The organism is Jiella marina, assembly GCF_024359545.1.
Classification (GTDB): domain Bacteria; phylum Pseudomonadota; class Alphaproteobacteria; order Rhizobiales; family Rhizobiaceae; genus Jiella.
Window position 1 is genome coordinate 272,002 of sequence record NZ_JAKQZG010000003.1, and the last position, 24,745, is coordinate 296,746.

Sequence of the window (24,745 nt, forward strand, 5' to 3'; positions counted from 1 at the left end):
CCCCAAGCATGGAGAGCATCCATGGCTCAGCAGACCGCGTTCACGGAGCTCCCCGTCATCGATGTCGGTGGCCTCTATTCCCCGGATGAAGGCGAGCGCCGCGCCGTCGCCGAAAAGCTCGGCAAGGCGGCCCGCGAGGTCGGCTTCTTTTATGTCACCGGGCACAAGGTGGATCGCGAGCAGCGCGCCGCACTGCTCGAAGCGACGAAGAGCTTCTTTGCGCTGCCGGCGGACAGGAAGATGGAGATCTATATCGGCAAGTCGGCCAACCATCGCGGCTATGTGCCGGAAGGCGAAGAGGTGATGGTCGGCGGCAAGCGCGACAAGAAGGAGGCGCTCGATCTCGGCCGTGAGGTCTCCGCCGACGATCCCTCCGTCGTCGCGAAGACGCCGATGGTCGGCCCGAACCAGTGGCCGGATTTGCCGGGCTTCCGGGAGGCGGTGCAGGCCTATTACGACGAGGTCTTCGACCTCGGCCGCCATCTCCTGCGCGGCTTCGCTCTTGCACTCGGGCTCGAGGAGACCTTCTTCGACCGCTTCGTCACCAATCCGCCGAGCCAGTTGCGCCTCATCCATTATCCCTTCGATCCCGCGGCCGAGGATTCGCAAGGCATCGGCTCGCACACCGATTACGAATGCTTCACTCTGCTCCTGCCGACGGCGCCGGGGCTCGAAGTGATGAACGGGGCGGGGGAGTGGATCGACGTGCCACTTCTGGACGATGCCTATGTGGTCAATATCGGTGACATGATGGAGGTCTGGACCAATGGCGCCTTCGTCGCGACGTCCCACCGGGTGCGGAAGGTGAAGGAGGAACGCTATTCCTTCCCGCTGTTCTTCGCCTGCGACTACCACACGGAGGTCGCGCCGCTGCCGGAACTGACCGGCGGCGAGCCGGACGAGAAATACGGGCCGATGCGCGCCGGCGATCACCTCTACGCCCAGACCATTCAGAGCTTCACCTATCTGAGGGAACGTCTCGCCAACGGCGAAATCGCCCTGCCCGAGGGGGCCAAGGGCCTCTCGTCCTTCGGTCAGTATGCCCGGCATGAGAAGGCCGCGAATGCTTGAGGCGCTGCCACCGGTGCCGCCGGCCTATCGCGGATTGTGGGAGCGAACGGCTCTCGAACGCCTGGGGCCCGGGCTCCTCACCGATGACCGGCCGGCGCGGGTCTTCTGGCTTCAGACCGAACGCTGGCATGCCGATCTGCGGGTGCCCGAGGATCGTCCGGATTTCGGCGCCGTCGACAGTCTGGAAGCCTGCAGCGACGCGCAACTCGCCTTCATCGCCGGCCAGGACGCCTTCTGCGGGCTGACCCGCGTCGAGGGTGCTATCTGCATCTGGCAGAGACTGTTCGATCTGCGGCCTTTGAAGGCGCCGGATATCGGACGGATGGAGCTCTCCGCGGATCGCATCATCGAGCACGGGGTGGTCGAGGCCTATCGTGAAGAGTGGTCGCTCGTGGCCGGCTCGCGCGATGGCGAGACCACCGCGCCGGGCGCCATGGCGATCGAGCCGACGCGCGACATCGTCCTGACCGCCGGCGCCTGGCGGATCGTCGTCACCCCGCGTCCGCCGGCGCCCGAGTGGATCGACCCCTTCGTGCCCATCGCGGATTGCGACCGCGCAACGCTGCTGTGGCGGACCGCGATGTCGGTGACGCTCTATCGCCGCGACGGCGCCGGCTGGCAGGCCGAACTCTCGACCCATCCCTGGCTCGAAGGCCGCCGGATCGGCGAGATGGAGGCCGTCGCATGCGCCTGATCAACCGCGAGCCGTCGCGACCGGTCGCGATCGGCCTGGCGCTTCTGCCCTTCATCGCCCTGATCCTCGCCTATGTGATCGCCAGCCAGATCCGGCTGGCCGAAAACCCCTCCGACAAGCTGTTGCCGTCGCTCGCCACCATGGGCGAATCCATGTGGAACATCGCCTTCGTTCCGGATCGGCGGTCGGGCGATCTTCTGTTCTGGGTGGATACGCTCGCCAGCCTGCAGCGGCTGTTCATCGGTCTGTTCATTTCCGGCGCGATCGCCCTCTTCGTCGGCTGCCTTGCCGGCTTCTTCCCCTATGCGCGCTCCTTCTTCGCGCCTTTCGTCGCGGCGTTTTCGCTGGTCCCGCCGATCACGATCCTGCCGATCCTGTTCATCACGCTGGGCCTCGGGGAAGCGGCGAAGATCGGGCTCGTCGTCATCGGCACGACACCGGCGATGATCCGCTCGCTCGCCCAGGCCATCCTCGCCATCCCGGAAGAAGAGCTGGTGAAGGCCCAGACGCTCGGCGCGTCGAGCTGGCAGATCATCACCCGAATCTTCCTGCCGCAGGTCTGGCCGGTGCTGCTTGCGGCCCTGCGCATCGGGCTCATCCCGGCCTGGATCTTCCTCGTCTCGGCCGAGGCGATCGCGTCGACCGAGGGGCTCGGCTACCGCATCTTCCTCGTGCGGCGCTACCTCGCGATGGATATCATCCTGCCCTATGTCGCATGGATCACGCTGCTCGCCTATCTGACGGACCGCATGTTCGCCTGGGCCTCGCGCGTGCTCTTCCCCTGGGCGCATCTGAAAGGCGGCGGTCTGTGAGCTTCGTCGCCGTCTCCGATCTCTATAAGAGCTACGGTCCGGCGCCGATCCTGGAGCGGGTGTCGCTTCAGGTGCCGCGCGGCGAGTTCGTGACCATCGTCGGGGCATCCGGCTGCGGCAAATCCACCTTCCTCCGCATGCTTTTGGGGCAGGAGCAGCCCGATCGCGGCCGGATCGCGGTCGAAGGCATGCCAATCCCCGGTGAGCCGGGGCCCGATCGCGGCGTTGTCTTCCAGAAATACTCGGTCTTTCCACATCTGACGGTGCTGCAGAACCTCTTGCTGCCGGCCGAGATCGAGAAATCGCCCTGGCTCGGGCGCCTGTTCGGTGAATCCCGCAAGACGGCGAAAGCCGAGGCCGAAGCGCTGATGGAGAAGATCGGTCTCTCCCACGCCGCGAAACGCTATCCGGCCCAGCTTTCCGGCGGCATGCAGCAGCGCCTCGCCATCGCCCAGGCGCTTCTGAAGAAGCCGAAGATCCTGCTTCTGGACGAGCCATTCGGCGCGCTCGATCCCGGCATTCGCCAGGACATGCACGAACTGATCGGCGAGATCTGGCGCGAGCACGCCATGACCATCTTCATGGTCACCCACGACATTCAGGAAGCCTTCAAGCTGGGCACGCGGCTTCTCGTCTTCGACAAGGTGCGCCACGACCCGCAGCATCCCGGCGCCTATGGCGCCACGATCACCTACGACCTCAAACTGAACAAGCCGGCGATCGCCTCCGGGAACGGACCCGACGAGAGCGAGGCGATGCCCGGCGATGCGGCCAAGGAGGAAGCAATCCCATGACCATCGAACAGCCAACACGCGGCGGCCGGAAGGCTGGCCTGCGCCGCGCCGAGACGAACCGCAGCCGCCGGCACCACCCGAATTTCGATGCCAGGGAGACTCGCGGCTGGAAGGCGCTGGAAGCCGAGGACAAGCTCTCGGGCGAAGGCTGGAAGCGCGAGCAGAAATGGGCGCTCGACATGGGCCTGCCAGGCGCCGACTCGATCACCGACAAGTCGATCCCGACCTTTGCGCGCGGTGAGCTTCCCCACTTTGCCGGGATCAATACCTTCCTGAAGGCGCCCTATGTCGAGAATGTCCGCGATGTCGGGAAATACGACGCTGCCGTGCTCGGCATCCCCTTCGATTCCGGCACGACCTACCGGCCCGGCACCCGCTTCGGGCCCCAGGGCATCCGCCGCATCTCGGCGCTCTATACGACCTACAATTACGAGCTCGGCGTCGATCTGCGCGAACAGATGACGCTCTGCGATGCCGGCGACGTCTTCACCATCCCCGGCAATCTGGAAAAGTCCTTCGACCAGATCTCGCGCGGCGTCTCCCATGTCTTTTCCTCCGGCGCCGTGCCGATCATGCTGGGCGGCGATCATTCGATCGGTTTTCCGTGCGTGCGCGGTATCGCCGAATGCACCTCGAAGCGCATCGGCATCATCCATTTCGACCGTCACATCGACATTCAGGAAAAGGACCTCGACGAGCGCATGCATACGACGCCCTGGTACTGGGCGACGAATCTGCCGAACGTGCCGGCGGTCAATCTCGTGCAACTCGGCATCGGCGGCTGGCAGGTGCCGCGCCCCGGCGCCAAGGAAGCCTATCGCCGCCAGACGAATGTGCTGACCATCGAGGACATCGAACAGTTCGGGCTGGAAAAGACAGCCGAGATCGCGCTGGAACTCGCCTGGAAGGATGCCGACGCTGTCTACATCTCCTTCGACGTCGATTCCATCGACTGCGGCTTCGTGCCCGGCACGGGCTGGCCGGAGCCGGGCGGCTTCCTGCCGCGCGAGGCGCTGAAGATCCTCGGCCTCGTTTGTGCCCCCGGCATCTGCGGTCTCGAAGTGGTGGAAGTTTCGCCGCCCTACGATACCTCCGACATCACGGCCCTGATGGGCGTGCGCGTGGCGGTCGAAGCCCTGGGCTCGATGGTCACCCACGGCTCGCTAGGCAAGCACAAGGCGATCATCGACAAGCCGGTCACCTACTGAGGCGCGGTTTTACGGGGATCGAAGCGGCGGAGGAGAACGGGATGCATCGCGAGCAGGACAACGAGCATTTCCACCCCTACGACATGACTCACGGTCATCTCGGACACAACAACCCGCGTCCCGCCGCGCAATGGCAGACGCCGCATGCGCCCCATGACCATGAGCACGGGGCAAAGCCGGATGAGGCGGAGCCAGATTTCGACCTCGTCGAAAAGGCGTTCACCGACAATTTCCCCAACGCACCGGATCCGACGAGCTTCCTGAGGCTCGCCGGCATTCCCTTCGAGGCGACGGCGGCGGATGGCCGCCGTCTCCAGCTTCTGCGGGTGACCCAAGACAATCGGGTCGACATCGGCTCGCTGACCCCGCATCTCGGCGGCGAGACCTTTCGCTACGATCCCTTGCCCTCGGCGATGGTCTCGCGGCGACAGAGCCTCGGCTTCGTCTATTTCGACGGGGAGGGGATCCGACACCTCTCCTTTGCCGAGGCCCGCGCGCTCAGCGGCGCAGCAAGCGAGCCGACTTGAGTTCGGCCCGCCGCATGGCCTGAAGCCGCTCCAGCGCGTCGACGTCGAGCGGCAGCCGCGCGGCGGCTTCCACCTGATCGCGCCTGAGCCCGGTAATATCCTCGAGAACGTCGTCGTCGACGCGCAGGAGCGTCGCGAAGGCGTCGCGGCGAAGCTTGCGCCTGCGCCGCTCCTCCGTCCAGGACTTGAACCAGCCGCCGAGCCCGGTGACGCCGGCGGCGTGGGCCGTCTCTTCGATCCGAGTGCTGTAGACCGACTGTAGCATGATGACCTCCGTCGTTTGATGTGAGGTCAGGTTGCCGGCTCCGGATTGATGAGTCGAACGAAAAGGTTTAAGAGATGCGTTGAGTTTAACTCACAGAGGACGAGGAGTTCCTCCCATGAACCAGATGGCCCCGGTCGTCACCAATCTCGATATCGATTTGGCGCGGACCTTCGTCGCGATCTGCGAAACCGGCAATTTCACCCGCGCGGCCGAGCGGGTGTTCCGCTCGCCTTCGGCCGTCAGCCTGCAGGTCAAGAAGCTGGAGGAGATCGTCGGGCGCGAGCTGTTTCGCCGCGAGACCCGGTCAGTCGAGCTGACGCCCGAGGGCGAATACATGCTCGGCTTTGCCCGCAAGGTTCTGAAGCTCAATGACGAGGCGATGAGCTACTTTCGTCGGCCGGTGATGGAGGGGCGGGTGCGTTTCGGAGCGCCGAACGATTCCGGTGTGTTCGCCGTGCCGGAAATCCTCCAGCGCTTCGCGTCGACGCATCCCCATGTCGAGGTGGAAGTCCGCCTCGACACGAGCTCCGAACTGCGGCGGCGGTGCAGTCTGGGGGAACTCGACGTTGCCCTGTTTACCTGCGAGGAGGGACACGGCCTGCCCGTCCGGGAAGTGCATACGGAGATGCTCGTCTGGGTCGGGCTCAAGAATGGCTGTGCGGCCACGCGCAGTCCGCTTCCCTTGGCGCTGGCCGAGCAGGGCTGTTTCTGGCGGAGCCAGGCGCTCGAATCCCTCGATCGGGCCGGGCTGGATTACCGCATCGCCTATTCGAGCGAGCAGTGCCAGGCCCAGATCGCCGCCGTCGAGGCCGATCTCGCCGTTGCCGCGCTGCCGGCGAGCGTGCTGTCGCCGCGTCTCGTGCGCCTGGATGGGCCGGGCGGCCTGCCGCCGCTGGGCAGCTACCGGGTCGACATGATGACGCGCGAGGGCGCTGGGCCTGTGGCCGAAGCGCTCGCCGAACATGTCGCCGAGAGTTTTCGCGAGCGGTCCGGGCAGGGCATGCGCCTGTTCGCCTGAACAGCCGGCCGTGCCGACGAGGCACGGCGCAGGACCTCACTTGGTCTTCCGGTGCGGGACGAGCGGTTGAAGGTGGCCCGCGCGGCGGTCTTCAGAACCCGCCGCCATTCGCCCGGAGCACGTCGTCGATGGTGATCGGCTTCAGCGAGACGTCCGAACGCACGCTTTCGCGCGGCGAGACGAGTTCGGTCGAGGGCGATAGGTGCTGCTCGAAGCGCGCCGTCGCCGGGGAAGTATTGGCCAGGCGCTGCGGCTCGCTGGTCGCATAGCCGGACAGCATCGCCCGGGCCGCCCGGTTCGCCTGATCGAGAGCCGGCGGGTTTCGGAACGGCGGGTCGTAGGAGCGCCGGGCGTTCTTCCGCTTCTCGTAGAAGACGTTGCCGCCGGCTTCAACCAGATAGTGCATGTTGGTGTAGGGGAAGGTCATGCCCGCGGTGTGGAAGAACTTGGCCTCCCGGACGTAGCGATGGCGCCCGCCATCCAGGACCTTCGACGCCATCCTGGATGCGAGTTTGACGCCCTTCTCCATGCGCTTCGTCAGGACGCCCGGCGCGAACTGGTTCTTCTGGCCGACCACACCGCAGACCGTGTCAGGATACTGCTTGCTCTCGACGCGGTTCATCACGACCGTGCCGACGGCGAGCATGCCTTCCGGGCTCGACCGGTTCGATTCGAAATACATCACCCGCGTCATGCATTCATGCTCGCTCATCGCGCGGCGAAAGAAGCGCGGGCCACTCGAGCATGCCGAAAGACCGGCGACGAGAACAAGAAGAGAGACGACCTGGAGAGTCTTGGCAGGTTTTTGGCGGAGCATGACGGTCACTCGAACTTCGACACAGATTGCACGCTGTTTCGAGCCCGAGAATTTCGCCGATACCCCTTAACGGGTGGTGCATTTGCGCTACCAATCCCCGACTATCGACAGAGACGGTTAAGATTTTCGGTAAATCCGCGCGATGTCACGAGCCGTTGAAAACAGAGGGATTTCGCGAAACGGACTTGGCCCCCGAACGTTATTGGAGAGAGGCACGCAACCCACGTGCCGGCTCCACAACGGAAAGGCATCAAGTCATGTTGGACAAGCCGATTGGCTACAAGACCTGGCTCCTGGTCGCGGACGGGGAGAAGGCTCTTTTCCTGCAGAACATGGGCGATGGCGAATTGCCGAATTTCGAGATTCGGCGCGTCAAGGAGCATGAGAATCCGCCGGATCGCGATCAGGGCGCCAACATGCCGGGCCGCATGCCCGACGCCAGCGGCAATCACCGCTCGGCCGTCCAGGATACCGACTGGCACGAGCTCGAAAAGGAGCGCTTCGCCATCGAGCTCTCGGACATCCTCTACAAGATGGCCCATCGCGGGCGCTTCGACAAAATCGTGCTGGTCGCGCCGCCGAAGATCCTCGGGGAACTCCGCCAGCACCTCCACAAGGAGGTGCAGTCGCGTGTGGTTGGCGAGATCGACAAGGATTTCACCAATCATCCGGTCGGCAAGATGGAGAAGCTGCTCGCGGCCTGAGCCGTCGGGCGAGGGAAGAGGTCAGCGGCCGGTCAGACCGGCCGCTGATATTTGATGAAGGGCGTCTTCACGCCGACCCGGTCGTAGAGCATGCGGCCGGCATAGTTGAATTCCTGGGTCATCCAGTAGACAGACGGGCAGCCGGCTTCGTCGGCCGCCCCATAGACCGCCTCGATCAGCTTGCGGCCGACGCCTCGGCCGCGCACGGACGGATCGGCAAAAAGGTCCTGCAGATAGCAGACATTCTCCTCCCGCCAGCAATGGCGGTGGTAGAGGTAGTGCACGAGCCCGACGGGCCGTCAGTCAACGATCGCCAGTAGACCGTTCGGATCGTAGGGCTCCTGGCCGAGCAGACGGTCGAAGGTCGAGCGATAGACTGCCTCCAGAACCTCGGCCTCATAGAATTCCAGATAGCCCCGCCAGAGACGGCGCCATTCGGTCTCGTCGGCCGCTTCCAGCGGTCGGATCTCGATCTCGGTCATGCGGGTGCCCCTCTCCAGTCGTCAGCCCTGGCGCCGTGCCAGGAAGGCCAGGCGCTCGAAGAGATGAACGTCCTGCTCGTTCTTTAAAAGCGCGCCGTGGAGCTTCGGCAGCACCCTAGACGGGCTCTCGCGAAGGTCTTTCGCCTCCATGTCTTCGGCGACCAGAAGCCGGATCCAGTCGAGCGCCTCCGAGGTCGAAGGCTTCTTCTTCAGGCCGGGTTGGTCGCGGATTTCGTAGAATTGCGTCAGCGCGGCGCGAACCAGATCCTGCTTGATGCCGGGATAGTGGACGTCGACGATCTCCTGCAGCGTCTCGGCATCGGGAAACTGGATGTAGTGGAAGAAGCAGCGGCGCAGGAACGCGTCCGGCAGTTCCTTCTCGTTGTTGGAGGTGATGACGACGATCGGCCGGTGCTTTGCCGCGACCGTCTCGCCGGTCTCGACCACGTCGAAGCTCATCTTGTCGAGCTCCTGCAGGAGGTCGTTGGGAAACTCGATATCGGCCTTGTCGACCTCGTCGATCAGGAGCACGACGCGCTCGTCGGAGGCGAAAGCCTCCCAGAGTTTGCCGGGCTTGATGTAGTTCCGGATGTCGTGGACCTTCTCGCTGCCGAGCTGGCTGTCGCGCAGGCGCGAGACCGCGTCATATTCGTAGAGGCCCTGGGCGGCCTTGGTGGTCGACTTGACCGTCCACTGAATGAGCCGGAGTCCGAGCGCCGCAGCGATCTGGGAGGCCAGCTCGGTCTTGCCCGTGCCCGGTTCGCCCTTGACGAGGAGCGGGCGCTCCAGCGTGATCGCGGCGTTGACCGCGACCATCAGATCCTTGCCCGCCACATAGGTTTCGGTTCCGGTGAAGCGCATCTCTCGTCCTGTCTTGCCGGCCGGCGACGGCCACGGCCAATTCGTTCAATCGCCGCAACGATAGCGAGCGAACGGCCGGGGGCAAGCTGGCGGCGCGGTTGCGCGGTCTCCAAAGACGGACGGATCGTCAACGTGTGTGTGACGGACCGAGGGGTGGAAGTCGGGAGGCAAGAGAGCAGGTAGATGCCGCGAAACATGCGGCAGGGCAGAAGACCGCCGTCGCATCCTGCCTCGGTCGGCCGAGACCGATCGCCTTCAACTGGGATCATCAGGACCCGACATGTGCCAGTCCCGTTCTTCGGCAGCGCCGGAGCAAACCGCGCATGGCTTGGCCATGCCGCTGACCGTTCTGTTCGCGTTTTCCTGCGGGGCGCTGGCGGCCAATCTCTACTATGCCCAGCCGCTCGTCGCCCTGGTCGGCGCCGATACTGGCCTGCCGGTAGAAGCCGAAAGCGCGGTCGTGACCGTGGCGCAGATCGGCTATGCCATCGGCCTCGTCTTCCTGGTGCCGCTCGGCGATATCGTCGAGAACCGCCTGCTCATCCTGCTCACCATGGCGGCGAATGTGGTGAGCCTCGCCGGTCTGGCGCTGGCGCCGGGCCTTTCGGCGCTCTTCCTGATGATGCTCGTCGTTGGAACGACCTCGTGCGCCGCCCAGATGATCGTTCCGCTCGCGGCCAATCTCGCGCCGGAGGCCGAGCGCGGCGCGGTGGTCGGCAATGTCATGAGCGGGCTTCTGGGCGGCATTCTCCTGGCGCGTCCGGTCGCGAGCTTCCTCGCCGACTATGTCGGCTGGCGCGGCGTCTTCGGGCTCTCCGCGGGGCTGATCGCGGCGCTGGCTCTCGCCTCGCTCTTCATGCTTCCCACCCGCGTACCGCAGGGCGAGCGCGGCTATCTCGCGCTGATCCGCTCACTCGGCAGCCTGTTCATCCGCGAGCCGGTCCTGCGCCGCCGCGGCCTCTATCATGCCTCGATGTTCGCGGCCTTTTCGCTGTTCTGGACGGGGGCGCCGATCATCCTGATGCGCGAGCCGTTCAATTTCACACCGACCGATGTCGCGCTGTTCGCGCTTGCCGGCGTTCTCGGCGTTTTCGCAGCCCCCGTCGCGGGACGGCTCGCCGATCGCGGCCACAGCCACGTCGGCACGATCGTCGCCCTTTCGATGGTGATCGTGGCCTTTGGGGGCGCGATCTTCGGGACGAGTTCCTTCATCGCGCTTCTGATCGCCGCAGTCCTGGTCGATCTCGGCGTGCAGGCCAATCTTGTCTTCGGCCAGCGCGAAATCTACGGCCTCGCCCCGGAGATCCGCAACCGTCTGAACGCGGTCTATATGACGACCTTCTTCGTCGGCGGGGCGATCGGTTCGGCGCTCACCAGCCCGGTGCTTGAAGCCTTCGGCTGGGTGGGTGTGTGCGTTCTCGGCATGGCAATGCCGGCGGCGGCGCTTGCCTATTTTGCGCTGGCGGAGGGCAGGGGCGGCTGAAGCCCTTCCCATCTGTCGAGAAACGCGGTGATTGGCAGCGTCTGCATGTCGGGAATCGCCTCGAACAGCGTTTCGACCGGCCAGTCCCACCAGTTCAGCGCTTGAAGCCGGTCACAGATTTCGCTTGGAAAACGCTGGCGGATCGGTGCGGCGGGAACGCCGGCGACGATCGCGTAGGGCGCGACGTCCTTCGTCACCACGGCCCCGGCGCCGATCACCGCGCCATGGCCGATGCTCACACCCGGCATCACGATCACGCCATGGCCGACCCAGACGTCGTGGCCGATCCGGGCCGGTCTCTGTCGACGCTCGTCCTGAAACGCCTTGTCCACGCCGAGCCATCGGAAATACTCGTTCGGGCGATAGCTGATCTTGTGGGTCGTGACCCGCTCCATCGGGTGGGCGAGGGCATTGATCCGGACATAGGCCGCGATCGAGCAGAACTTGCCGATCTCGGCATAGACGGCCTCGCCGCCGCGCTCGAAATAGGAAAAATCGCCGACGGCGACCTCGCGCAGGACCACACGCGGGCCGATCTCGACATAACGGCCGAGCCGTGTCCGCTTCAGTTCGGCGGTGGTTGCAATGCGCGGTTCCGCATCGCGGTAGCGCAGATCGGTTTCGCCCTCATGTGTTCCCTTGGCCATGATCCCTGCCTGGAAAGACTGTCGGGCACGACCTATTGCACGTTTCGAGCCGCGGGATCGACCAGCGGGAGTCCAGCCTTTATTGTCGCACTGTCGACCCAAGAGATCTGCGATCATCTGGGCCCCTTCTGAACAGGGTAGCGTTCTTGGAAGATTCAGGCATCTCTCGGGATCCCTCGCCGACCGGTGGCCCGAGCCTTTCCTTGGGCATTGTGGTCGCAGCGATCGTCGCGACTGCGCTGATCGGTCTCTTCGGATGGCTGGAAATGGGGCAAGCCCTGTTCCTCCGCCTGGCCGCGGAGGCCTGGGCTGCATGCTTCTGATTTCGTTCAGGGTCTCGACCAAGCCTTGATGTCTGTCGTGTCGAGAGCCAGGGCCTTGGAGTGACAGGTCTCGTCCGATTCGTGGCGCTGACCGGCTTGAATCCGCCACGACCTTTCTCTTAAGTCCCCCACGCGTCGGCCAATCGACGCAAACGCTTTCCAGCCGAGAGATGACGTGAAGACGCGAACGATCCTTCAGACGGGGCTATGGGCACTCGCGGCCGTGATCGCGGGCGCACTCGTTGTGGCCTACCTGACGCTCCAGAACACGACCTATGGCGGTGACGAGCCCTATGGCGCGCCGTTCACGCTGGTCGATCAGAATGGCGAGCCATTCGGTTCAAAGGATATGCGGGGCAAGCCGACGGCGCTCTTCTTCGGCTATACCCATTGTCCCGACGTCTGCCCCACGACCTTGTACGAACTCGCCTCCAACCGACAGGCGATCGAAGAGGAGGGCGGGGATTTCCGGATCGTCTTCGTCACCGTCGATCCCGAGCGCGACACACCGGCGGTCATGAAGAACTATGTCGAGGCGGTCTCCGAGGACATCGTGGCCTTGTCGGGCACGCCGGAGGACGTGGCCGCCATGGCCAAGGGCTGGGGCGCCTATTTCGCGAAATCGGGGGAGGGCGAGGACTATCTCATGGACCACACCGCGACGACCTTCCTCCTGGACGCCTCGGGCCGCCTGGCCGGGACACTCGCCTATGGCGAGAATCCCGAGACGGTAAAAGGCAAGCTCGAAAAACTCGCCGGAGTCTGAACAGCAATCCTCACAGCCTATGGGCTGACGGCTTCACCGCCTTATGTCAGCATGCGGCGCGCTGCATGCTGACCGGCCGGACGTGGTGCGTCTATCCGGCGGTGCGTGCCGCAGGTCGTTTCCGTTATTGTATGAAGGTCTAGTCGCGCATGCACGATCTTGCCATGCAGCTCGCCGTGATTGGTGTCGCGGGCATCGCATCGCAATGGCTGGCCTGGCGGTTCCAGATTCCCGCCATCGTCATTCTCCTGGCCATCGGTCTGTTCTTCGGTCCGCTGACGGGGCTGATGAACCCCGTCGAGGATTTCGGCGAGCTTTACAAGCCGCTCGTTTCCACCGCCGTCGCCATCATCCTCTTCGAGGGCGGGCTGACCCTGAAGTTTCGCGAGATTCGCGAGACCTCCACGGCGGTGCGCCGCGTCGTCATGTTCTCGGGTCCGCTGGTCTGGGTCATGACCGCGCTCGCCGCTCGCTATATCGGCGAGATGTCCTGGCCCACGGCGATCGTGCTCGGCGCACTTCTCGTGGTGACGGGACCGACCGTCATCATGCCGCTCCTGCGGCATGCCCGGCTGCGGGCGCGTCCGGCCTCCATCCTGCGCTGGGAGGCGATTCTCAACGATCCGGTCGGTGCGCTCTTCGCCGTCGTCTCCTTCGAAATCTACCTCGTGATGCGCGGCGCCCACGAGGCGGAGAACCTGATCGCGACCACGATCGCAGCGCTGCTCGTCGCGATCGTCGGTGGCATCGTCGTCGGCCGGGCTCTGACGACGCTTTTCGCGCAAGGCCACGCACCGGAGTATCTGAAGGCTCCGATTCTCCTGGCGGTGGTCGTCGGCATGAACGCCTTGACCAATATGCTGCTGGAGGAGGCGGGGCTCCTGACCGTCACGGTCATGGGCGTCACCATGGCCAATGCCCGGCTCGCCAGCCTTGCCGAACTCCAAAAGTTCAAGGAAACGATCACCGTCCTTCTCGTCTCCGGCCTGTTCATCGTGCTGACGGCATCGCTGCAGATGAGCGTGATCCTCAGTCTCGAATGGCGGGTCATCGCCTTCCTGGCCGCGGTTCTGCTGGTCATCCGTCCGACCGCCATCTTCCTGTCGACGATCGGCGCGGGTCTCGGCTTCCGCGAGCGGCTGCTGGTCAGCTGGATCGCCCCGCGGGGTATCGTTGCGGTCGCGGTCGCGGGCCTGTTCGGTGCGACCTTCGCGCGGCTGGGCGTGCCGGACGCCGAACGAATGATCGCCTATACCTTCGCCGTCGTCGCCGCGACGATCCTGCTCCACGGCTTCACGCTCACGCCGCTGGCGCAGCTCCTCGATCTGCGCGTGACTAATCGGCCGGGCATCCTGATCGTCGGTGCGTCACGCTTTTCGATCGCGCTGGCCCGTCGGCTCAAGGCGCAGAACGTGCCGGTGCTCATCGCCGATTCCAACTGGTCCCACGTTTCGGAGGCCCGGCTTGCCGACGTCGACGTGTGGTTCGGTGAAATCCTCTCCGAGGAAGCACACCATTCCTTGGATCTGTCCCGCTTCGACCACATGATCGCCGCCACCGACAACGATGCCTACAACGCGCTCGTCTGTACCGATTTCGGGGCAGAGCTCGGCCGGTCGGAAGTGTTCCAGATCGGCGCCGACCACACCGGCCAGCAGGCCGTGACCGGTCGGCATTCCATGCACTTTACGCTCGGTGGGCTGCCTTTGTTCAAGCCGCCGCGCACCTTCTCGCAATTGCGCGATCATGTCGTGGATGGCTGGTCGTTCCAGGCGACGCGGCTCACACCCGAATTCGGCTATTCCAAGTTTCGCGAATCCCGCCCCGAAGGCACCGCACCGATTCTTTGGATCAAGGCCAATCAGGAGATCATCTTCGCCTCGACCGAGGGCGCGGGCGAGCCGGTCGCCGGTGACACAATCATTTCCTTCGGACCGCCGCGTCCCGAACGCGAGCAGGAGAAGATCGTTCGCGGCACGATGACCGAGCGGGAAGCACGGGCGGAAAAAGCGCGAAGCACCGCCGAAAAGGTCTCCAAGCAGACCGAGGGAACGACCTGACCATGCAGATTCGCTATTTTCATCGCGCGCCCCGAGCGGAGGCCGAGGCCGCCTATCGGAAGATCGACCAGGCGTTCGAGGACGAGGGCGCTCCCGTCGCCATCACCGAAATCGACGAGGCCGCGGCGATCTTCGAAGTGGCGGCCTATCTCGAAGTCGAGGAGGGCGGCGACCGGCTCGAGGAGTTTCGTGAGGCGGCGGGTCTCGGGCCGGAGGCAAAAATCGGGCTGGAGGAACTGCCCGAAAAGGACTGGATGGCCTCCGTGCTCGCCGAGTTGAAGCCGGTGCGGGCCGGTCGATTCGTCGTCCATGGTGCCCATGACCGCGACAGGATCGGCACCCACGAACTGGCGATCGAGATCGAGGCGGGTCAGGCGTTCGGCACCGGCCATCACGGCACCACGGCGGGCTGCCTGACGATGATCGAGGAGGTGGTGCGTCTGCGCTCGCCGCGGGCCGTGCTTGATCTCGGGACCGGGAGCGCCGTCCTTGCCATTGCCGTTGCCAAGCTCGCGCGGCTTCCGGTTCTGGCGACCGATGTCGATCCGGTCGCGGTCCGCGTGGCGGCCGAGAATGTTCGTGCGAACGGCGTCGCCAACCTGGTCGAGACGGTCGTCGCGGATGGCTTTCGCGCGCCGGCAGTCTGGCGACAGGCGCCCTATGACCTGATCGTCGCGAATATTCTCGCCGGACCGCTGATGCGGCTTGCGCCGGAGTTCCGCCGGCACGTGACGCCGGGTGGGGACCTGATCCTTTCCGGCATTCTGGACAAGCAGGCCGCGGCCGTTCGCGCGGCCTTTCGGGCCCAAGGCTTCGTCCATCGCCGGACGCTCCCCCTCGGCGAATGGGTGACGCTGCATCTTCGCGCGACCCGTTGAGAATCGCGGGTGCCAGATGCGAAAAGCCCGACCACAGCGGCTGCGGTCGGGCTTTGATGATGAGTGCTGGACGCCGTTCCTGCCGGCGTTGGCGCCTGACGATCAGTGGCGCTCGGGCGCGCGGCTGTCGAAGAAGGAGCCCTTTTCGCCCGGAAGCAGGTCCGGATGGCTCTGAGCGCCGTAATGAAGGGCGATATAGCGCTGCGCCTCGCGCTCGCGGGCTTCCATCATTCTGCCGAGAACGGTGCGGACGAAGCCGCTCTTCTGGCGTTCACGGTTCGGCTTGGTGGCTGCACTGATGCTGGCCATGGTCAAATCTCCTGGATGGCTGTTTCTGGCCTCCCGATGACTGCCAATATGCTGACTTTTCGGATGTCCCGGTAGCCGGGCCGATGCATAGGTCCCTCCCGCCTATTGCAATGCAACATGAGCGCCAGCTTCATCCGGTCGTCACCTTTTTTCCATGGGGGCTGCGGCGTAGGGTGGATGAAACCGTTTCCGGCATGGGTGATCGCGCGAACGAGCCTCGCACCGCCCGTGCCATGCCAAGATGAAAGACCGCGATGTTTCAGAGTTTCGACGAGACGAGTGACTTCTCCCAAAGTGCCGAGCGCACGCGCCGGCTTCGCCAAGCGCTCGAGGATGCCGGCGTCGACGGCTTCATCGTGCCGCGCGCCGACGAGCATCAGGGTGAGTACATCCCGGCCTCGGCGGCGAGGCTGGAATGGCTGACGGGTTTCGCAGGCTCCGCCGGCACCGCGATCGTCCTCAAGGATCAGGCCGCCATCCTCGTCGATGGGCGTTATACGCTGCAGGTCCGCAGTCAGGTGGACACCGAGGTCTTTTCGCCGCTTTCCTCGATCGAAACGCCGCTCTCGGCCTATCTGAAGGAGCATGCGGCGGGGCTGCGTATCGGTTTTGATCCTTGGCTGCACACGATCGGTGAGGCCAAGCGCCTGGCCGCGGTCATGGAGGAAATCGGCGGCGAACTCGTTGCGCTGGCGGGCAATCCGATCGATCGGATCTGGAACGACCGTCCCGCCCCGCCCAAGGGACGCGCCTTCGTTCAGGACGAAGCCCGCGCCGGCCGTTCCGCTTCGGACAAGCTCGCCGAACTCGGCAAGGCGATCGGAGAGGCCAAGGCCGATCTTGCAGTCTTGACCGACCCGTCTTCCATCGCCTGGGCGTTCAACATTCGCGGCAGCGACGTGCCGCATACGCCGCTGATGCTGGCTTTCGCCCTCGTTCCGGCCTCGGGCCGGCCTTCGCTCTATGTCGATCCGGACAAACTCGATGCGGATGTGCGTGAGCATCTGGCGGCCCTTGCCGAACTGCGGACGCCTGAAGATTTCGAGCGCGAGCTGTCCGACACATCGCGGAACCGAACCGTTGGCCTCGATCCGCAATTGGCGGCGGATCGCATTGCCGAGCTGGTCAAGGCAGCCGGCGGTGAAGTGAAGGAGCTGGCCGACCCCGCCCGGCTTCCCCGCGCCATCAAGAATGCCGGGGAACTCGCGGGCGCCCGCGCCGCCCATCGCCGTGACGGAGCGGCGATGGTTCGGTTCCTCGCCTGGCTCGACCGACAAGCGCCCGGCACGATCGACGAAATCACCGCCGCCGAAACGCTGGAAGCCTCTCGCGCGGAAGCGGGGCGGTCGGATCAGGAACCGCTGGCCGACATCTCCTTCGACACCATCACCGGGTCCGGCCCGAATGGCGCGATCGTCCACTACCGGGTGAATCGGGAAACCAACCGGTCCCTCGGTGCGGGCGAGTTGTTCCTGATCGATTCGGGAGCCCAGTATCGCGACGGCACCACCGACATCACGCGCACCATCGCCATCGGGGAACCGGACGAGACCATGCGTGAACGCTTCACGCTGGTCCTGAAGGGCATGATCGCGATTTCCGCCGCACGCTTTCCCAAGGGCACGCGCGGCGTCGATCTGGACCCGCTGGCGCGAATCGCCCTGTGGAAGGCGGGCTGCGACTATGCCCATGGCACGGGGCACGGGGTCGGATCGTTCCTGGCGGTTCACGAGGGACCCCAGTCGATCTCGCGGCGCGGCATGGCCGAGCTGAAGCCGGGCATGATCCTTTCGAACGAGCCCGGCTACTACCGCGAAGGCGCCTTCGGGATCCGCATCGAGAACCTCATTGTGGTCACCGAGGCGGAAGACATTGAGGGCGGCGACATTGCCATGCATGGATTCGAGACGCTGACGCTCGCCCCGATCGACCGCCGCCTGATCGTCCCCGACATGCTGACCCGGGAGGAGCGGGAGTGGCTGGACGCCTATCATCGGCGCGTCGCGGAGGAACTCGGGCCCATCGTCTCGCAGGAGGACCGCCGATGGCTGGACAGCGCGACACGCCCGCTGTGAGCTGGCGGGCCGGATCTCCCGGTGGTCCTTCGGGGCCGGTAGACATCTTGGATCGATCGAGCCCGAATTTCATTCGGTATGAGTGGAGCTAGAACCATGGTCTCCAACCCGCCCCATCTCGTTTATTTCGCCGATCCCATGTGTTCGTGGTGCTGGGGTTTCGCGCCGGTCATCGACAAGATCGCCCAGACCTATCCGGACCTCGCCGTGCGTCTCGTCCTGGGCGGTCTGCGGCCGTTCACCCAGACGCCCATGGACGATGCCCAGAAGGCGACGATCCGCGACCACTGGCGGCATGTCGAGGAGGCGAGCGGCCAACCCTTCGACTACACATTCTTCGAGCGCGACGGCTTCGTCTACGACACCGAACCCGCCGCCCGTGCCGTGGTCGCGGCGAGGCGGATCGATCCGGCCCGGACCTTCGCCCTCAAGATGCGCATTGCGCGGGCCTTCTACGCCGAGAACCGCGACGTGACGCAAGAGCCGATCCTCATCGACCTTGCCGGAGAGGTCGGGCTCGAAACGAATGCCTTTGCCTTCGCCCTCACGGACGATGCCACGCGCGAGGAGACGCTCGCCGACTTCGCGGTCTCGCAATCCTCCGGCGTCACCGGCTTTCCGACCCTGGTGGCGGGCCCCGATCCGGACCATCATGACCGATATGTCGCGATCACCATCGGCTACCGGCCCCCCGAATTCGTCCTACCGCGCGTCTCCGGCTTTCTGCAGGGACACAAAGCCCGGACATAACGCAGCGGTAAATCGGCCAAAAAATGTAAATCGCTCTGATAAAAATTACTCGACACGTGCGCTTGACTGTGGTGTTCTCGCTGAAACGCTTGGATCTCGGTTGCGGGTCAGTCGAAATTCGCGTTTTCAAGATACTTCGGGAAGGTCGCTTAGTATACAGTGAGAAATCAGTGGGCTAGGGTGGTTTTGCCTTGGCGCGATCTTCGATATCGGGGCGTTTGCATTGCATGCCAGTGCTAGACGCCTTTGCTCGACCAGTCAGGCGCTGACGCGTCTGCCGAGCCGAGCGGTATGGGCCGGTAGGAGGGGCGCTTACCGGCTCATATCAATTGGGTGGCTCTATTCGCTGATGACTGTCGCATTGAGCGGCCGGCCCAGCCGGCCCGCCAGATCCTGTATGAACTGATAGGCGACTCGTCCGGACCGCGCGCCGCGCGTCGTTGCCCATTCCAGCGCGTCGCGACGCAGGATTTCCGGCTCCACCAGCCCTTTGAGCGCGTAGGCCTCCGCATAGCCGTCGACCATCGCAAGGAATTGATCCTGGCTGCAATTGTGGAAGCCGAGCCACAGCCCGAATCGATCCGAAAGCGAAACCTTCTCTTCGACCGCTTCACCCGGATTGATCGCGGTCGCACGCTCGTTCTCGATCATGTCGCGCGGCAAGAGATGACGGCGGTTCGAGGTGGCATAGAACAGAACGTTCTCCGGCCGCCCCTCGACGCCGCCTTCGAGTGCGGCCTTCAGCGACTTGTATGACGTGTCGTCCTGGTCGAAGGACAGATCGTCGCAGAACAGGAGGACCGGGAGGTCGACGCTGCGCAGGACCTCCATCAGCCGGGGGAGGTGGGCGATATCCTCGCGATGGATCTCCACGAGTTTGAGCGCGCGCTCAAGGCTCCCGGCCGTTCGGGCGAGCTCGACATTGACGGCGGCGTGGACCGCCTTGACCAGCGAAGACTTGCCCATGCCGCGGGCGCCCCAGAGAAGGGCGTTGTTGGCGGGCAGGCTTTTTGCGAAACGCAGCGTATTGTCGAACAGGATATCGCGGGAACGCTCGATGCCGCGCAGGAGGTCGATCGGAACGCGATTGACCTTCGTCACCGGCTTCACCGCCGCAGGCGGTTCGAAGACGAAGCAATCGGCTGCCGCAAAGTCCGGCGCCTGCGGGGGGCGGGGCGTGAGTTCTGCGAGGCTATGGGCGATCGACTCCAGCGCCGCCGTGATCCGTGAAAGCTCGCCGTTTTCCATCATCCGCCTGTCCGTCTGGTCCAAGATCGTCTCGTCGCTCCGCATAGGACCGGGCGCGCGAAACTGCAAACCTCGGCCGCTTGTTGCATTCGACCCGGCCGTTCGTATATTCCGCGCAACGTCAAGAAGGCGTTTTGCCGAAAACCGCGACAGGTCTGTCAGGGTCTTTTCCGGTTCAGCGCCATCCCATGAATTCAAGCGAGGTCGATGATGTTCGTGACGGAGGCTTTCGCCCAGACCGGTGCTCCCACTGGCGGCGGAAGCGAGATTCTTATCACCATTCTGCCCTTCGTCGCGGTCTTCGCGATCATGTACTTCCTCATCATTCGTCCGCAGCGGACGGCGATGAAGAAGCGCGAGGAAATGCTGAAGAACATTCGGCGCGGTGACACCATCGTCACCGGCGGCGGTATCGTGGCCCGGGTCACCAAGGTGCTGGAGAATGGCGAACTCGAAGTCCAGATCTCCGATCAGGTCCGCGTCCGGGTGCTGCAGGCCATGGTGAGCGACGTCCGGGTCAAGGGCGAACCGACGGCCGCAAACAACAAATAGTCAATTTCTTGAGCCAACGGCGCGTTCTGCCGTAAGATTTCCCCGCGCCGCCGCTTCTGGCCGCGCGGGGAAAAGGCGTTCAAACTTGGCCGCGTCGAAAATGACGCCGCCTGATAGCCGAGACCGACATGCTGTATTTTTCGCGCTGGAAGACGATCCTGATTTGGCTGACCGTGCTTGTCGGTCTCGTCTATGCAGCGCCGAATGTCCTGCCGCGCAACGTGGTCGAGGCGATGCCGGACTTCGTTCCGAAGGACACGGTGACGCTCGGTCTCGATCTTCAGGGCGGCTCCTACATCCTGCTCGAGATCGACCGACAGTCGCTTATCGACGAACGGCTGCAATCGGTTCAGGACGATGCGCGGCAATATCTGCGCGCCGAGCGCATCGGCTATTCGGCGATCACCGGGAATGAGCGGACCGTCACGGTCCGGCTGCGCGATCCCTCGCAGATGGAGGCCGCGCGCACTGCGCTCGAACCATTGACCGAGCCGATTTCCAGTGGCGGCCTCCTGGCCAGCGGATCGGTCGCGGAAGTGGCGCTCGACCAGCCGAGCGAAGGTGTTCTGACGGCCCGCCTGACCGATGAGGGCGTCGCCTACCGCATCTCGACGGCGGTGACCCAGTCGATCGAGGTCGTGCGCCGGCGCGTCGACGAACTCGGCACGACCGAGCCGGTGATCCAGCGCCAGGGCGACGACCGCATCATGGTGCAGGTGCCGGGCCTCGGCGATCCGCAGCGGCTGAAGGCGCTTCTCAACCAGACCGCCAAGCTCACCTTCCGGCTCGTCGATCAGACGGAGGACCCGTCGGCCGTCGCCCGCGGTAGCCGCGCTCCGGCCGGCTCGGAACTGCTCTACACCACCGACAGCGTGCCGCAGCCGATCCTCGTCCAGCGACAGGTGATGGTCTCCGGCGAGAACCTGACCGACGCGCAGGCCGGTTTCGATCCGCAGACCAACGAGCCGGTCGTCAATATCCGCTTCGATTCGCAGGGAGCCCAGCGCTTCGGCCGGGTGACCCAGGCCAATGTCGGCAAGCCCTTCGCCATCGTGCTCGACAACGAGGTGCTGTCCGCGCCGGTCATCCGCACCGCCATTCTCGGCGGGCAGGCCCAGATCAGCGGCTCCTTCACGGTGCAGACCGCCAACGACCTTGCCGTTCTCCTCAGAGCCGGCGCGCTGCCGGCGACGCTGAACATCATCGAGGAGCGCACGGTTGGACCGGGCCTCGGCGCCGATTCGATCGCCGCCGGCGAGATCGCCGGCATCATCGGCGCGATCGCGGTCGTCCTCTTCATGCTGGCGGCCTACGGCTTCCTCGGCATCATCGCCAACATCGCCCTCGCGGTGAACGTCATCCTCCTGTTTGCGATCCTCACGGCGATCGGCGCCACGCTGACGCTGCCGGGCATTGCCGGGATCGTGCTGACCGTGGGCATGGCGGTCGACTCCAACGTCCTGATCTACGAGCGCATTCGCGACGAACGCCGACAAGGGCGCTCGGTGGTGCAGGCCATCGATGTCGGTTTCCAGAAGGCGCTGGCGACCATCATGGACGCCAACATCACCACGCTGATCGCGGCCGTGGTGCTGTTCTTCCTGGGCTCCGGCCCGGTGCGCGGCTTTGCCGTCACCCTCGCGATCGGTATCGTCACCACGGTCTTCACCGCCTTCACGCTCACCCGCTGGCTCGTCGCCGAATGGGTGAAGCGCGGCCGGCCGCGCGAGCTGCCGCGGGGCTTCATCCGCCTCGTTCCCGAGGTGACGCGCATTCCGTTCATGAAGGTGCGGCTGAAGATGTTCGCGCTTTCCATGGCCTTCTGTGTGGCGTCGATCATCTCGGTCGTCGCCGTCGGGCCGAATTTCGGTATCGACTTTACCGGCGGCACGCTGGTCGAGGTTCAGGCGAAGGAGGGGGCGGCCGATATCGGCGACATCCGCCAGCGGCTGGGCGATGCCGGGATCGCGGATCCGCAGGTGCAGGAATTCGGCACCGAGCGCGAGGCGTTGATCCGCATCGGTTCCTCGGGCGAAGTCTCCGATGCCTCGCAGCAGGCCCTCGTCGATACGGCGACTGAGGCCCTGACCGCAGACTACGACATCCGCCGCACCGAAGTCGTCGGCCCGACGGTGTCCGGCGAACTCGCCTGGGCGGCCGTCATCGGCGTTCTGGCCGCGCTCCTCGCCATCATGGTCTATGTCTGGCTGCGCTTCGAATGGCAGTTTGCCGTGGGCGCGACCATCGCCACCGTCAACGACGTCATCCTCACCCTTGGCTTCCTGGTGGTGACGCAGCTCGATGTCAGCCTGTCCACGATCGCCGCGATCCTGACGATCGTCGGCTATTCGCTGAACGACACGGTGGTGATTTACGACCGCGTTCGAGAGAACCTTCGCCGGTTCAAGAAGATGCCCCTCGGCGAGCTTCTCGACCTGTCCGACAACGAAATGCTGTCGCGCACGACGATGACCTCGGTCACCACGCTTCTCGCCCTGACGGCGCTCTTCGTCTTCGGCGGCGAGGTGATCCGCTCCTTCGTGGCCTCGATGATCTTCGGTGTCATCATCGGCACCTTCTCGTCGATCTTCGTGGCGGCGCCGGTCCTGATCTTCTTCAAGCTGCGGCCGCTCGATGCGGAGGAGGCGGCGAAAGCCGCCGAAGAGGCGGAGGCCCGAAAGGCGGCGGAACCGGGAACGCTCGGCGCCGGGCAGGCCTGAGCCCATGCCGAAGGGAATCGAGATCCGCGAGGCCCATTTTCCGGGCCGGGCGCCGGTCGAGGCCTATGGCAATGGCGGCTTCCGCTTCGCCTCCATGTCCCATCGCGGCTCCATCCTCTGCCTGCCGTCGGGCATCTACGGATGGGATGCGACGGCAGAGGAGCCGTTTACCGGCGAGCGGCTGAACCTGGTCTTCAAGGAAGATGAGGGCATCCGGTTCCTCCTGTTCGGGACCGGGCGCGACATTGTGCGGCTGCCTGCGGGGCTTCGTGAGCGGATGAAGCGGGCCGGCATTTCCTGCGACCCGATGTCGACGGGAGCGGCTGTGCGGACCTTCAACATCATGCTGTCGGAAGGCCGTCCGGTCGGGGCCGCGCTGATCGCTGTCGACTGATTATCATGGTGATATCGTTGCGGTGCTCTTCTGCGGCTTCGGAGAGCGGGGCGACCATTTGTTATCGGCGAGCGCACCTCTGATTGCGCACAAACGACTACGAGCAGACGTGGCGCCCGGACGCCCTCGTCCTTCGACAGGCTCAGGATGAGGGCTTCTGCACAGGATCAGAGCGGACTGCAGCGGGAGATTCGGTATCATGGAAGTCTCCGCGGGCTATCACCATTACTTTGATGGCATTGCCCGACACCCTCATGGTGAGCCTGTCGAACCATGGGGGATCCAGTGCGTACGGATGTGCATCGGCAATTCAGGTTTGTCATTGCCATTGTCCCGGCAAGCCTGCCCATTCTCCGTCTGGCCGCAGTCGGCATGAAAGCCCCCTATGAGCTCCACCGCGCCTGATCCTTGCCGAGACCTCCTTGACGCGGAAGACCGCGACCGCGTGCTGTCGCTCGCCTTCGCTCCCGAAGACCGGCGGGCAGACCTCGCGGCGCTCTATGCGTTCAATGTCGAGATCGCCCGCGTTCGCGATCACATCAGCCAGCCGCTGCCCGGCGAGATCCGGCTGCAGTGGTGGCGCGACGTCATTGCCGGCACGGGCGAGGCGGAGACGACACCCGGCGGCGGTGCCGCCGGTCATCCCGTGGCAAGCCGTCTTCTCGAGGCAATCGACACCCACCGCCTGCCGCGCCCGGCCTTCGACCGCATGATCGAAGCGCGCATCTTCGACGTCTATGACGATCCCATGCCGGACCGGACGGCGTTCGAGGCCTATGCGGGTGAAACGGCCTCGACCCTGATCATTCTGGCCGCGACGGTCCTTTCCCGCGACCATGCCGACGGGATCGCCGATGCCGCCGGCCATGCCGGCGTCGCGCAGACCGTCGCAGGTGTCCTTCGGCTTCTTCCGATTCATCGCGCTCGGGGGCAGGTCTATATCCCTGCCGATATTCTGGCCGCGGCGGGCTGTACCTCGGAAGAGTTGATGGCGGGCGAAGAAGAGCCGGCCGCCCGGGCGATCAGCGCGATGGTCGCCTTTGGGCGTCATCACGCGGAGGCGGCGCGCCGTCATTATCGATCCGTACCGAAGCCTGTGCGCCCCGCGTTCCTGCCGGCTCTGCTGGCCGTGCCATATTTGGACCGAATCGAACGGTCAGGAATCCGGCTCCTGCAGGAATCGCCGGATTTCGCCTCGCCGCGGAAGGCGTTCGTCTACTGGCGCATGATGCGGGCCTGAGGCGTGGGCGAGGGCAGAGGAATCGCAGCACGCCGCGCGACCTCCCG

General features: G+C 64.8%; 26 protein-coding genes. 18 read left to right on the plus strand and 8 right to left on the minus strand.

Annotated elements, in window-relative coordinates:
• Positions 1 to 21 precede the first annotated feature (21 nt).
• Genes MF134_RS07375 through MF134_RS07400 form a run of 6 tightly spaced genes read left to right on the plus strand, consistent with a single transcriptional unit; the run spans position 22 to position 5,106 of the window.
• A complete protein-coding gene (locus MF134_RS07375) occupies positions 22 to 1,071 on the plus strand; it encodes an isopenicillin N synthase family dioxygenase (RefSeq protein WP_255338782.1) in 1,050 nt (349 codons plus the stop codon).
• The gene (locus MF134_RS07380; protein WP_255338783.1) at positions 1,064 to 1,765 is read left to right on the plus strand and encodes a hypothetical protein; all 702 of its coding nucleotides are present in this window, start codon (positions 1,064 to 1,066) and stop codon (positions 1,763 to 1,765) included. The genes MF134_RS07375 and MF134_RS07380 overlap by 8 nt, the downstream gene beginning before the upstream one ends.
• Entirely contained in the window at positions 1,756 to 2,577 is an 822-nt protein-coding gene (locus MF134_RS07385) for an ABC transporter permease (RefSeq protein ID WP_255338784.1), read from the plus strand. The genes MF134_RS07380 and MF134_RS07385 overlap by 10 nt, the downstream gene beginning before the upstream one ends.
• The gene (locus tag MF134_RS07390; RefSeq protein WP_255338785.1) at positions 2,574 to 3,371 is read left to right on the plus strand and encodes an ABC transporter ATP-binding protein; all 798 of its coding nucleotides are present in this window, start codon (positions 2,574 to 2,576) and stop codon (positions 3,369 to 3,371) included. Before MF134_RS07385 ends, MF134_RS07390 begins: the two co-directional genes overlap by 4 nt.
• A complete protein-coding gene (locus MF134_RS07395) occupies positions 3,368 to 4,579 on the plus strand; it encodes an agmatinase family protein (RefSeq protein WP_255338787.1) in 1,212 nt (403 codons plus the stop codon). The genes MF134_RS07390 and MF134_RS07395 overlap by 4 nt, the downstream gene beginning before the upstream one ends.
• A 41-nt stretch (positions 4,580 to 4,620) precedes the next feature.
• A complete protein-coding gene (locus MF134_RS07400; RefSeq protein WP_255338788.1) occupies positions 4,621 to 5,106 on the plus strand; it encodes a hypothetical protein in 486 nt (161 codons plus the stop codon).
• Here the strand turns inward: MF134_RS07400 and MF134_RS07405 are convergent.
• Positions 5,078 to 5,371, minus strand: coding sequence for a hypothetical protein (locus MF134_RS07405; protein ID WP_255338789.1), 294 nt, complete (start codon positions 5,369 to 5,371; stop codon positions 5,078 to 5,080). The two genes, MF134_RS07400 and MF134_RS07405, sit on opposite strands and share 29 nt — an antisense overlap.
• Positions 5,372 to 5,486: 115 nt before the next feature.
• Here MF134_RS07405 and MF134_RS07410 point away from each other — a divergent pair, with 115 nt between their 5' ends.
• Positions 5,487 to 6,389, plus strand: a complete 903-nt coding sequence (locus tag MF134_RS07410) for a LysR substrate-binding domain-containing protein (protein WP_255338790.1) — start codon at positions 5,487 to 5,489, stop codon at positions 6,387 to 6,389.
• A 91-nt stretch (positions 6,390 to 6,480) separates the two neighbouring features.
• Here MF134_RS07410 and MF134_RS24185 read toward each other — a convergent pair whose 3' ends face one another.
• Positions 6,481 to 7,083, minus strand: a complete 603-nt coding sequence (locus MF134_RS24185) for a cell wall hydrolase (RefSeq protein WP_457589956.1) — start codon at positions 7,081 to 7,083, stop codon at positions 6,481 to 6,483.
• Positions 7,084 to 7,463: 380 nt separating this feature from the next.
• Between MF134_RS24185 and MF134_RS07420 the strand changes: the two genes are divergently transcribed.
• On the plus strand, positions 7,464 to 7,910 hold the full coding sequence (locus MF134_RS07420) for a host attachment family protein (RefSeq protein ID WP_255338791.1): 447 nt from the start codon (positions 7,464 to 7,466) through the stop codon (positions 7,908 to 7,910).
• Positions 7,911 to 7,942: 32 nt separating this feature from the next.
• Here the strand turns inward: MF134_RS07420 and MF134_RS23985 are convergent, their stop codons facing one another.
• Genes MF134_RS23985 through MF134_RS07430 form a run of 3 tightly spaced genes read right to left on the minus strand, consistent with a single transcriptional unit; the run spans position 7,943 to position 9,253 of the window.
• Entirely contained in the window at positions 7,943 to 8,194 is a 252-nt protein-coding gene (locus MF134_RS23985; protein WP_369695411.1) for a GNAT family N-acetyltransferase, read from the minus strand.
• Between the two features lie 15 nt (positions 8,195 to 8,209).
• Positions 8,210 to 8,392, minus strand: coding sequence for a hypothetical protein (locus MF134_RS23990; RefSeq protein WP_369695412.1), 183 nt, complete (start codon positions 8,390 to 8,392; stop codon positions 8,210 to 8,212).
• A gap of 21 nt (positions 8,393 to 8,413) precedes the next feature.
• Complete coding sequence (locus MF134_RS07430; RefSeq protein ID WP_255338792.1) at positions 8,414 to 9,253, minus strand: AAA family ATPase; 840 nt, start codon at positions 9,251 to 9,253, stop codon at positions 8,414 to 8,416.
• A 334-nt stretch (positions 9,254 to 9,587) separates the two neighbouring features.
• Here MF134_RS07430 and MF134_RS07435 point away from each other — a divergent pair, with 334 nt between their 5' ends.
• Entirely contained in the window at positions 9,588 to 10,736 is a 1,149-nt protein-coding gene (locus tag MF134_RS07435; protein WP_255338793.1) for an MFS transporter, read from the plus strand.
• On the opposite strand, the gene MF134_RS07440 is transcribed toward MF134_RS07435, so the two are convergent.
• Positions 10,703 to 11,383, minus strand: coding sequence for a DapH/DapD/GlmU-related protein (locus MF134_RS07440; protein ID WP_255338794.1), 681 nt, complete (start codon positions 11,381 to 11,383; stop codon positions 10,703 to 10,705). The two genes, MF134_RS07435 and MF134_RS07440, sit on opposite strands and share 34 nt — an antisense overlap.
• Positions 11,384 to 11,881: 498 nt before the next feature.
• Between MF134_RS07440 and MF134_RS07445 the strand changes: the two genes are divergently transcribed.
• From MF134_RS07445 to MF134_RS07455, 3 genes are all read left to right on the plus strand, one after another.
• Positions 11,882 to 12,472, plus strand: a complete 591-nt coding sequence (locus MF134_RS07445) for an SCO family protein (RefSeq protein WP_255338795.1) — start codon at positions 11,882 to 11,884, stop codon at positions 12,470 to 12,472.
• A 149-nt stretch (positions 12,473 to 12,621) separates the two neighbouring features.
• Positions 12,622 to 14,532, plus strand: a complete 1,911-nt coding sequence (locus tag MF134_RS07450; protein WP_255338796.1) for a cation:proton antiporter — start codon at positions 12,622 to 12,624, stop codon at positions 14,530 to 14,532.
• A gap of 2 nt (positions 14,533 to 14,534) precedes the next feature.
• Positions 14,535 to 15,410 (plus strand): 50S ribosomal protein L11 methyltransferase, encoded by an 876-nt coding sequence (locus MF134_RS07455; protein ID WP_255338797.1) that lies wholly within the window; start codon positions 14,535 to 14,537, stop codon positions 15,408 to 15,410.
• 102 nt (positions 15,411 to 15,512) lie between these two features.
• Here the strand turns inward: MF134_RS07455 and MF134_RS07460 are convergent, their stop codons facing one another.
• Complete coding sequence (locus tag MF134_RS07460) at positions 15,513 to 15,719, minus strand: hypothetical protein (protein WP_255338798.1); 207 nt, start codon at positions 15,717 to 15,719, stop codon at positions 15,513 to 15,515.
• Between the two features lie 254 nt (positions 15,720 to 15,973).
• Here MF134_RS07460 and MF134_RS07465 point away from each other — a divergent pair, with 254 nt between their 5' ends.
• Entirely contained in the window at positions 15,974 to 17,794 is a 1,821-nt protein-coding gene (locus tag MF134_RS07465; RefSeq protein WP_255338799.1) for an aminopeptidase P family protein, read from the plus strand.
• 96 nt (positions 17,795 to 17,890) lie between these two features.
• Positions 17,891 to 18,544 (plus strand): DsbA family protein, encoded by a 654-nt coding sequence (locus MF134_RS07470; RefSeq protein WP_255338800.1) that lies wholly within the window; start codon positions 17,891 to 17,893, stop codon positions 18,542 to 18,544.
• A gap of 339 nt (positions 18,545 to 18,883) precedes the next feature.
• On the opposite strand, the gene MF134_RS07475 is transcribed toward MF134_RS07470, so the two are convergent.
• Complete coding sequence (locus tag MF134_RS07475; RefSeq protein ID WP_255338980.1) at positions 18,884 to 19,792, minus strand: ATP-binding protein; 909 nt, start codon at positions 19,790 to 19,792, stop codon at positions 18,884 to 18,886.
• A 210-nt stretch (positions 19,793 to 20,002) separates the two neighbouring features.
• Here MF134_RS07475 and yajC point away from each other — a divergent pair, with 210 nt between their 5' ends.
• From yajC to MF134_RS07495, 4 genes are all read left to right on the plus strand, one after another.
• Positions 20,003 to 20,344: a preprotein translocase subunit YajC gene (gene yajC / locus MF134_RS07480; RefSeq protein ID WP_255338981.1), complete on the plus strand. Its 342-nt coding sequence runs from the start codon at positions 20,003 to 20,005 to the stop codon at positions 20,342 to 20,344.
• Positions 20,345 to 20,472: 128 nt separating this feature from the next.
• Complete coding sequence (secDF, locus tag MF134_RS07485; protein ID WP_255338801.1) at positions 20,473 to 23,064, plus strand: protein translocase subunit SecDF; 2,592 nt, start codon at positions 20,473 to 20,475, stop codon at positions 23,062 to 23,064.
• A gap of 4 nt (positions 23,065 to 23,068) precedes the next feature.
• Positions 23,069 to 23,458, plus strand: coding sequence for an Mth938-like domain-containing protein (locus MF134_RS07490; RefSeq protein ID WP_255338802.1), 390 nt, complete (start codon positions 23,069 to 23,071; stop codon positions 23,456 to 23,458).
• A 385-nt stretch (positions 23,459 to 23,843) separates the two neighbouring features.
• A complete protein-coding gene (locus MF134_RS07495; RefSeq protein ID WP_255338803.1) occupies positions 23,844 to 24,698 on the plus strand; it encodes a phytoene/squalene synthase family protein in 855 nt (284 codons plus the stop codon).
• The last annotated feature ends 47 nt before the right edge of the window (positions 24,699 to 24,745 follow it).

Bases quoted from the DNA above. Each gene is read 5' to 3' on its own strand.
- MF134_RS07460 (WP_255338798.1), bottom strand. From the start codon at position 15,719: ATGGCCAGCATCAGTGCAGCCACCAAGCCGAACCGTGAACGCCAGAAG.
- MF134_RS07495 (WP_255338803.1), top strand. From the start codon at position 23,844: ATGAGCTCCACCGCGCCTGATCCTTGCCGAGACCTCCTTGACGCGGAA.
- yajC (WP_255338981.1), top strand. From the start codon at position 20,003: ATGTTCGTGACGGAGGCTTTCGCCCAGACCGGTGCTCCCACTGGCGGC.
- MF134_RS07465 (WP_255338799.1), top strand. From the start codon at position 15,974: ATGTTTCAGAGTTTCGACGAGACGAGTGACTTCTCCCAAAGTGCCGAG.
- MF134_RS07450 (WP_255338796.1), top strand. From the start codon at position 12,622: ATGCACGATCTTGCCATGCAGCTCGCCGTGATTGGTGTCGCGGGCATC.
- MF134_RS07435 (WP_255338793.1), top strand. From the start codon at position 9,588: ATGCCGCTGACCGTTCTGTTCGCGTTTTCCTGCGGGGCGCTGGCGGCC.
- MF134_RS07375 (WP_255338782.1), top strand. From the start codon at position 22: ATGGCTCAGCAGACCGCGTTCACGGAGCTCCCCGTCATCGATGTCGGT.
- secDF (WP_255338801.1), top strand. From the start codon at position 20,473: ATGCTGTATTTTTCGCGCTGGAAGACGATCCTGATTTGGCTGACCGTG.
- MF134_RS23990 (WP_369695412.1), bottom strand. From the start codon at position 8,392: ATGACCGAGATCGAGATCCGACCGCTGGAAGCGGCCGACGAGACCGAA.
- MF134_RS07490 (WP_255338802.1), top strand. From the start codon at position 23,069: ATGCCGAAGGGAATCGAGATCCGCGAGGCCCATTTTCCGGGCCGGGCG.
- MF134_RS07395 (WP_255338787.1), top strand. From the start codon at position 3,368: ATGACCATCGAACAGCCAACACGCGGCGGCCGGAAGGCTGGCCTGCGC.
- MF134_RS07470 (WP_255338800.1), top strand. From the start codon at position 17,891: ATGGTCTCCAACCCGCCCCATCTCGTTTATTTCGCCGATCCCATGTGT.
- MF134_RS07455 (WP_255338797.1), top strand. From the start codon at position 14,535: ATGCAGATTCGCTATTTTCATCGCGCGCCCCGAGCGGAGGCCGAGGCC.
- MF134_RS07420 (WP_255338791.1), top strand. From the start codon at position 7,464: ATGTTGGACAAGCCGATTGGCTACAAGACCTGGCTCCTGGTCGCGGAC.
- MF134_RS07400 (WP_255338788.1), top strand. From the start codon at position 4,621: ATGCATCGCGAGCAGGACAACGAGCATTTCCACCCCTACGACATGACT.
- MF134_RS07405 (WP_255338789.1), bottom strand. From the start codon at position 5,371: ATGCTACAGTCGGTCTACAGCACTCGGATCGAAGAGACGGCCCACGCC.
- MF134_RS07385 (WP_255338784.1), top strand. From the start codon at position 1,756: ATGCGCCTGATCAACCGCGAGCCGTCGCGACCGGTCGCGATCGGCCTG.
- MF134_RS07440 (WP_255338794.1), bottom strand. From the start codon at position 11,383: ATGGCCAAGGGAACACATGAGGGCGAAACCGATCTGCGCTACCGCGAT.
- MF134_RS07380 (WP_255338783.1), top strand. From the start codon at position 1,064: ATGCTTGAGGCGCTGCCACCGGTGCCGCCGGCCTATCGCGGATTGTGG.
- MF134_RS07410 (WP_255338790.1), top strand. From the start codon at position 5,487: ATGAACCAGATGGCCCCGGTCGTCACCAATCTCGATATCGATTTGGCG.
- MF134_RS07430 (WP_255338792.1), bottom strand. From the start codon at position 9,253: ATGCGCTTCACCGGAACCGAAACCTATGTGGCGGGCAAGGATCTGATG.
- MF134_RS24185 (WP_457589956.1), bottom strand. From the start codon at position 7,083: ATGACGCGGGTGATGTATTTCGAATCGAACCGGTCGAGCCCGGAAGGC.
- MF134_RS07475 (WP_255338980.1), bottom strand. From the start codon at position 19,792: ATGGAAAACGGCGAGCTTTCACGGATCACGGCGGCGCTGGAGTCGATC.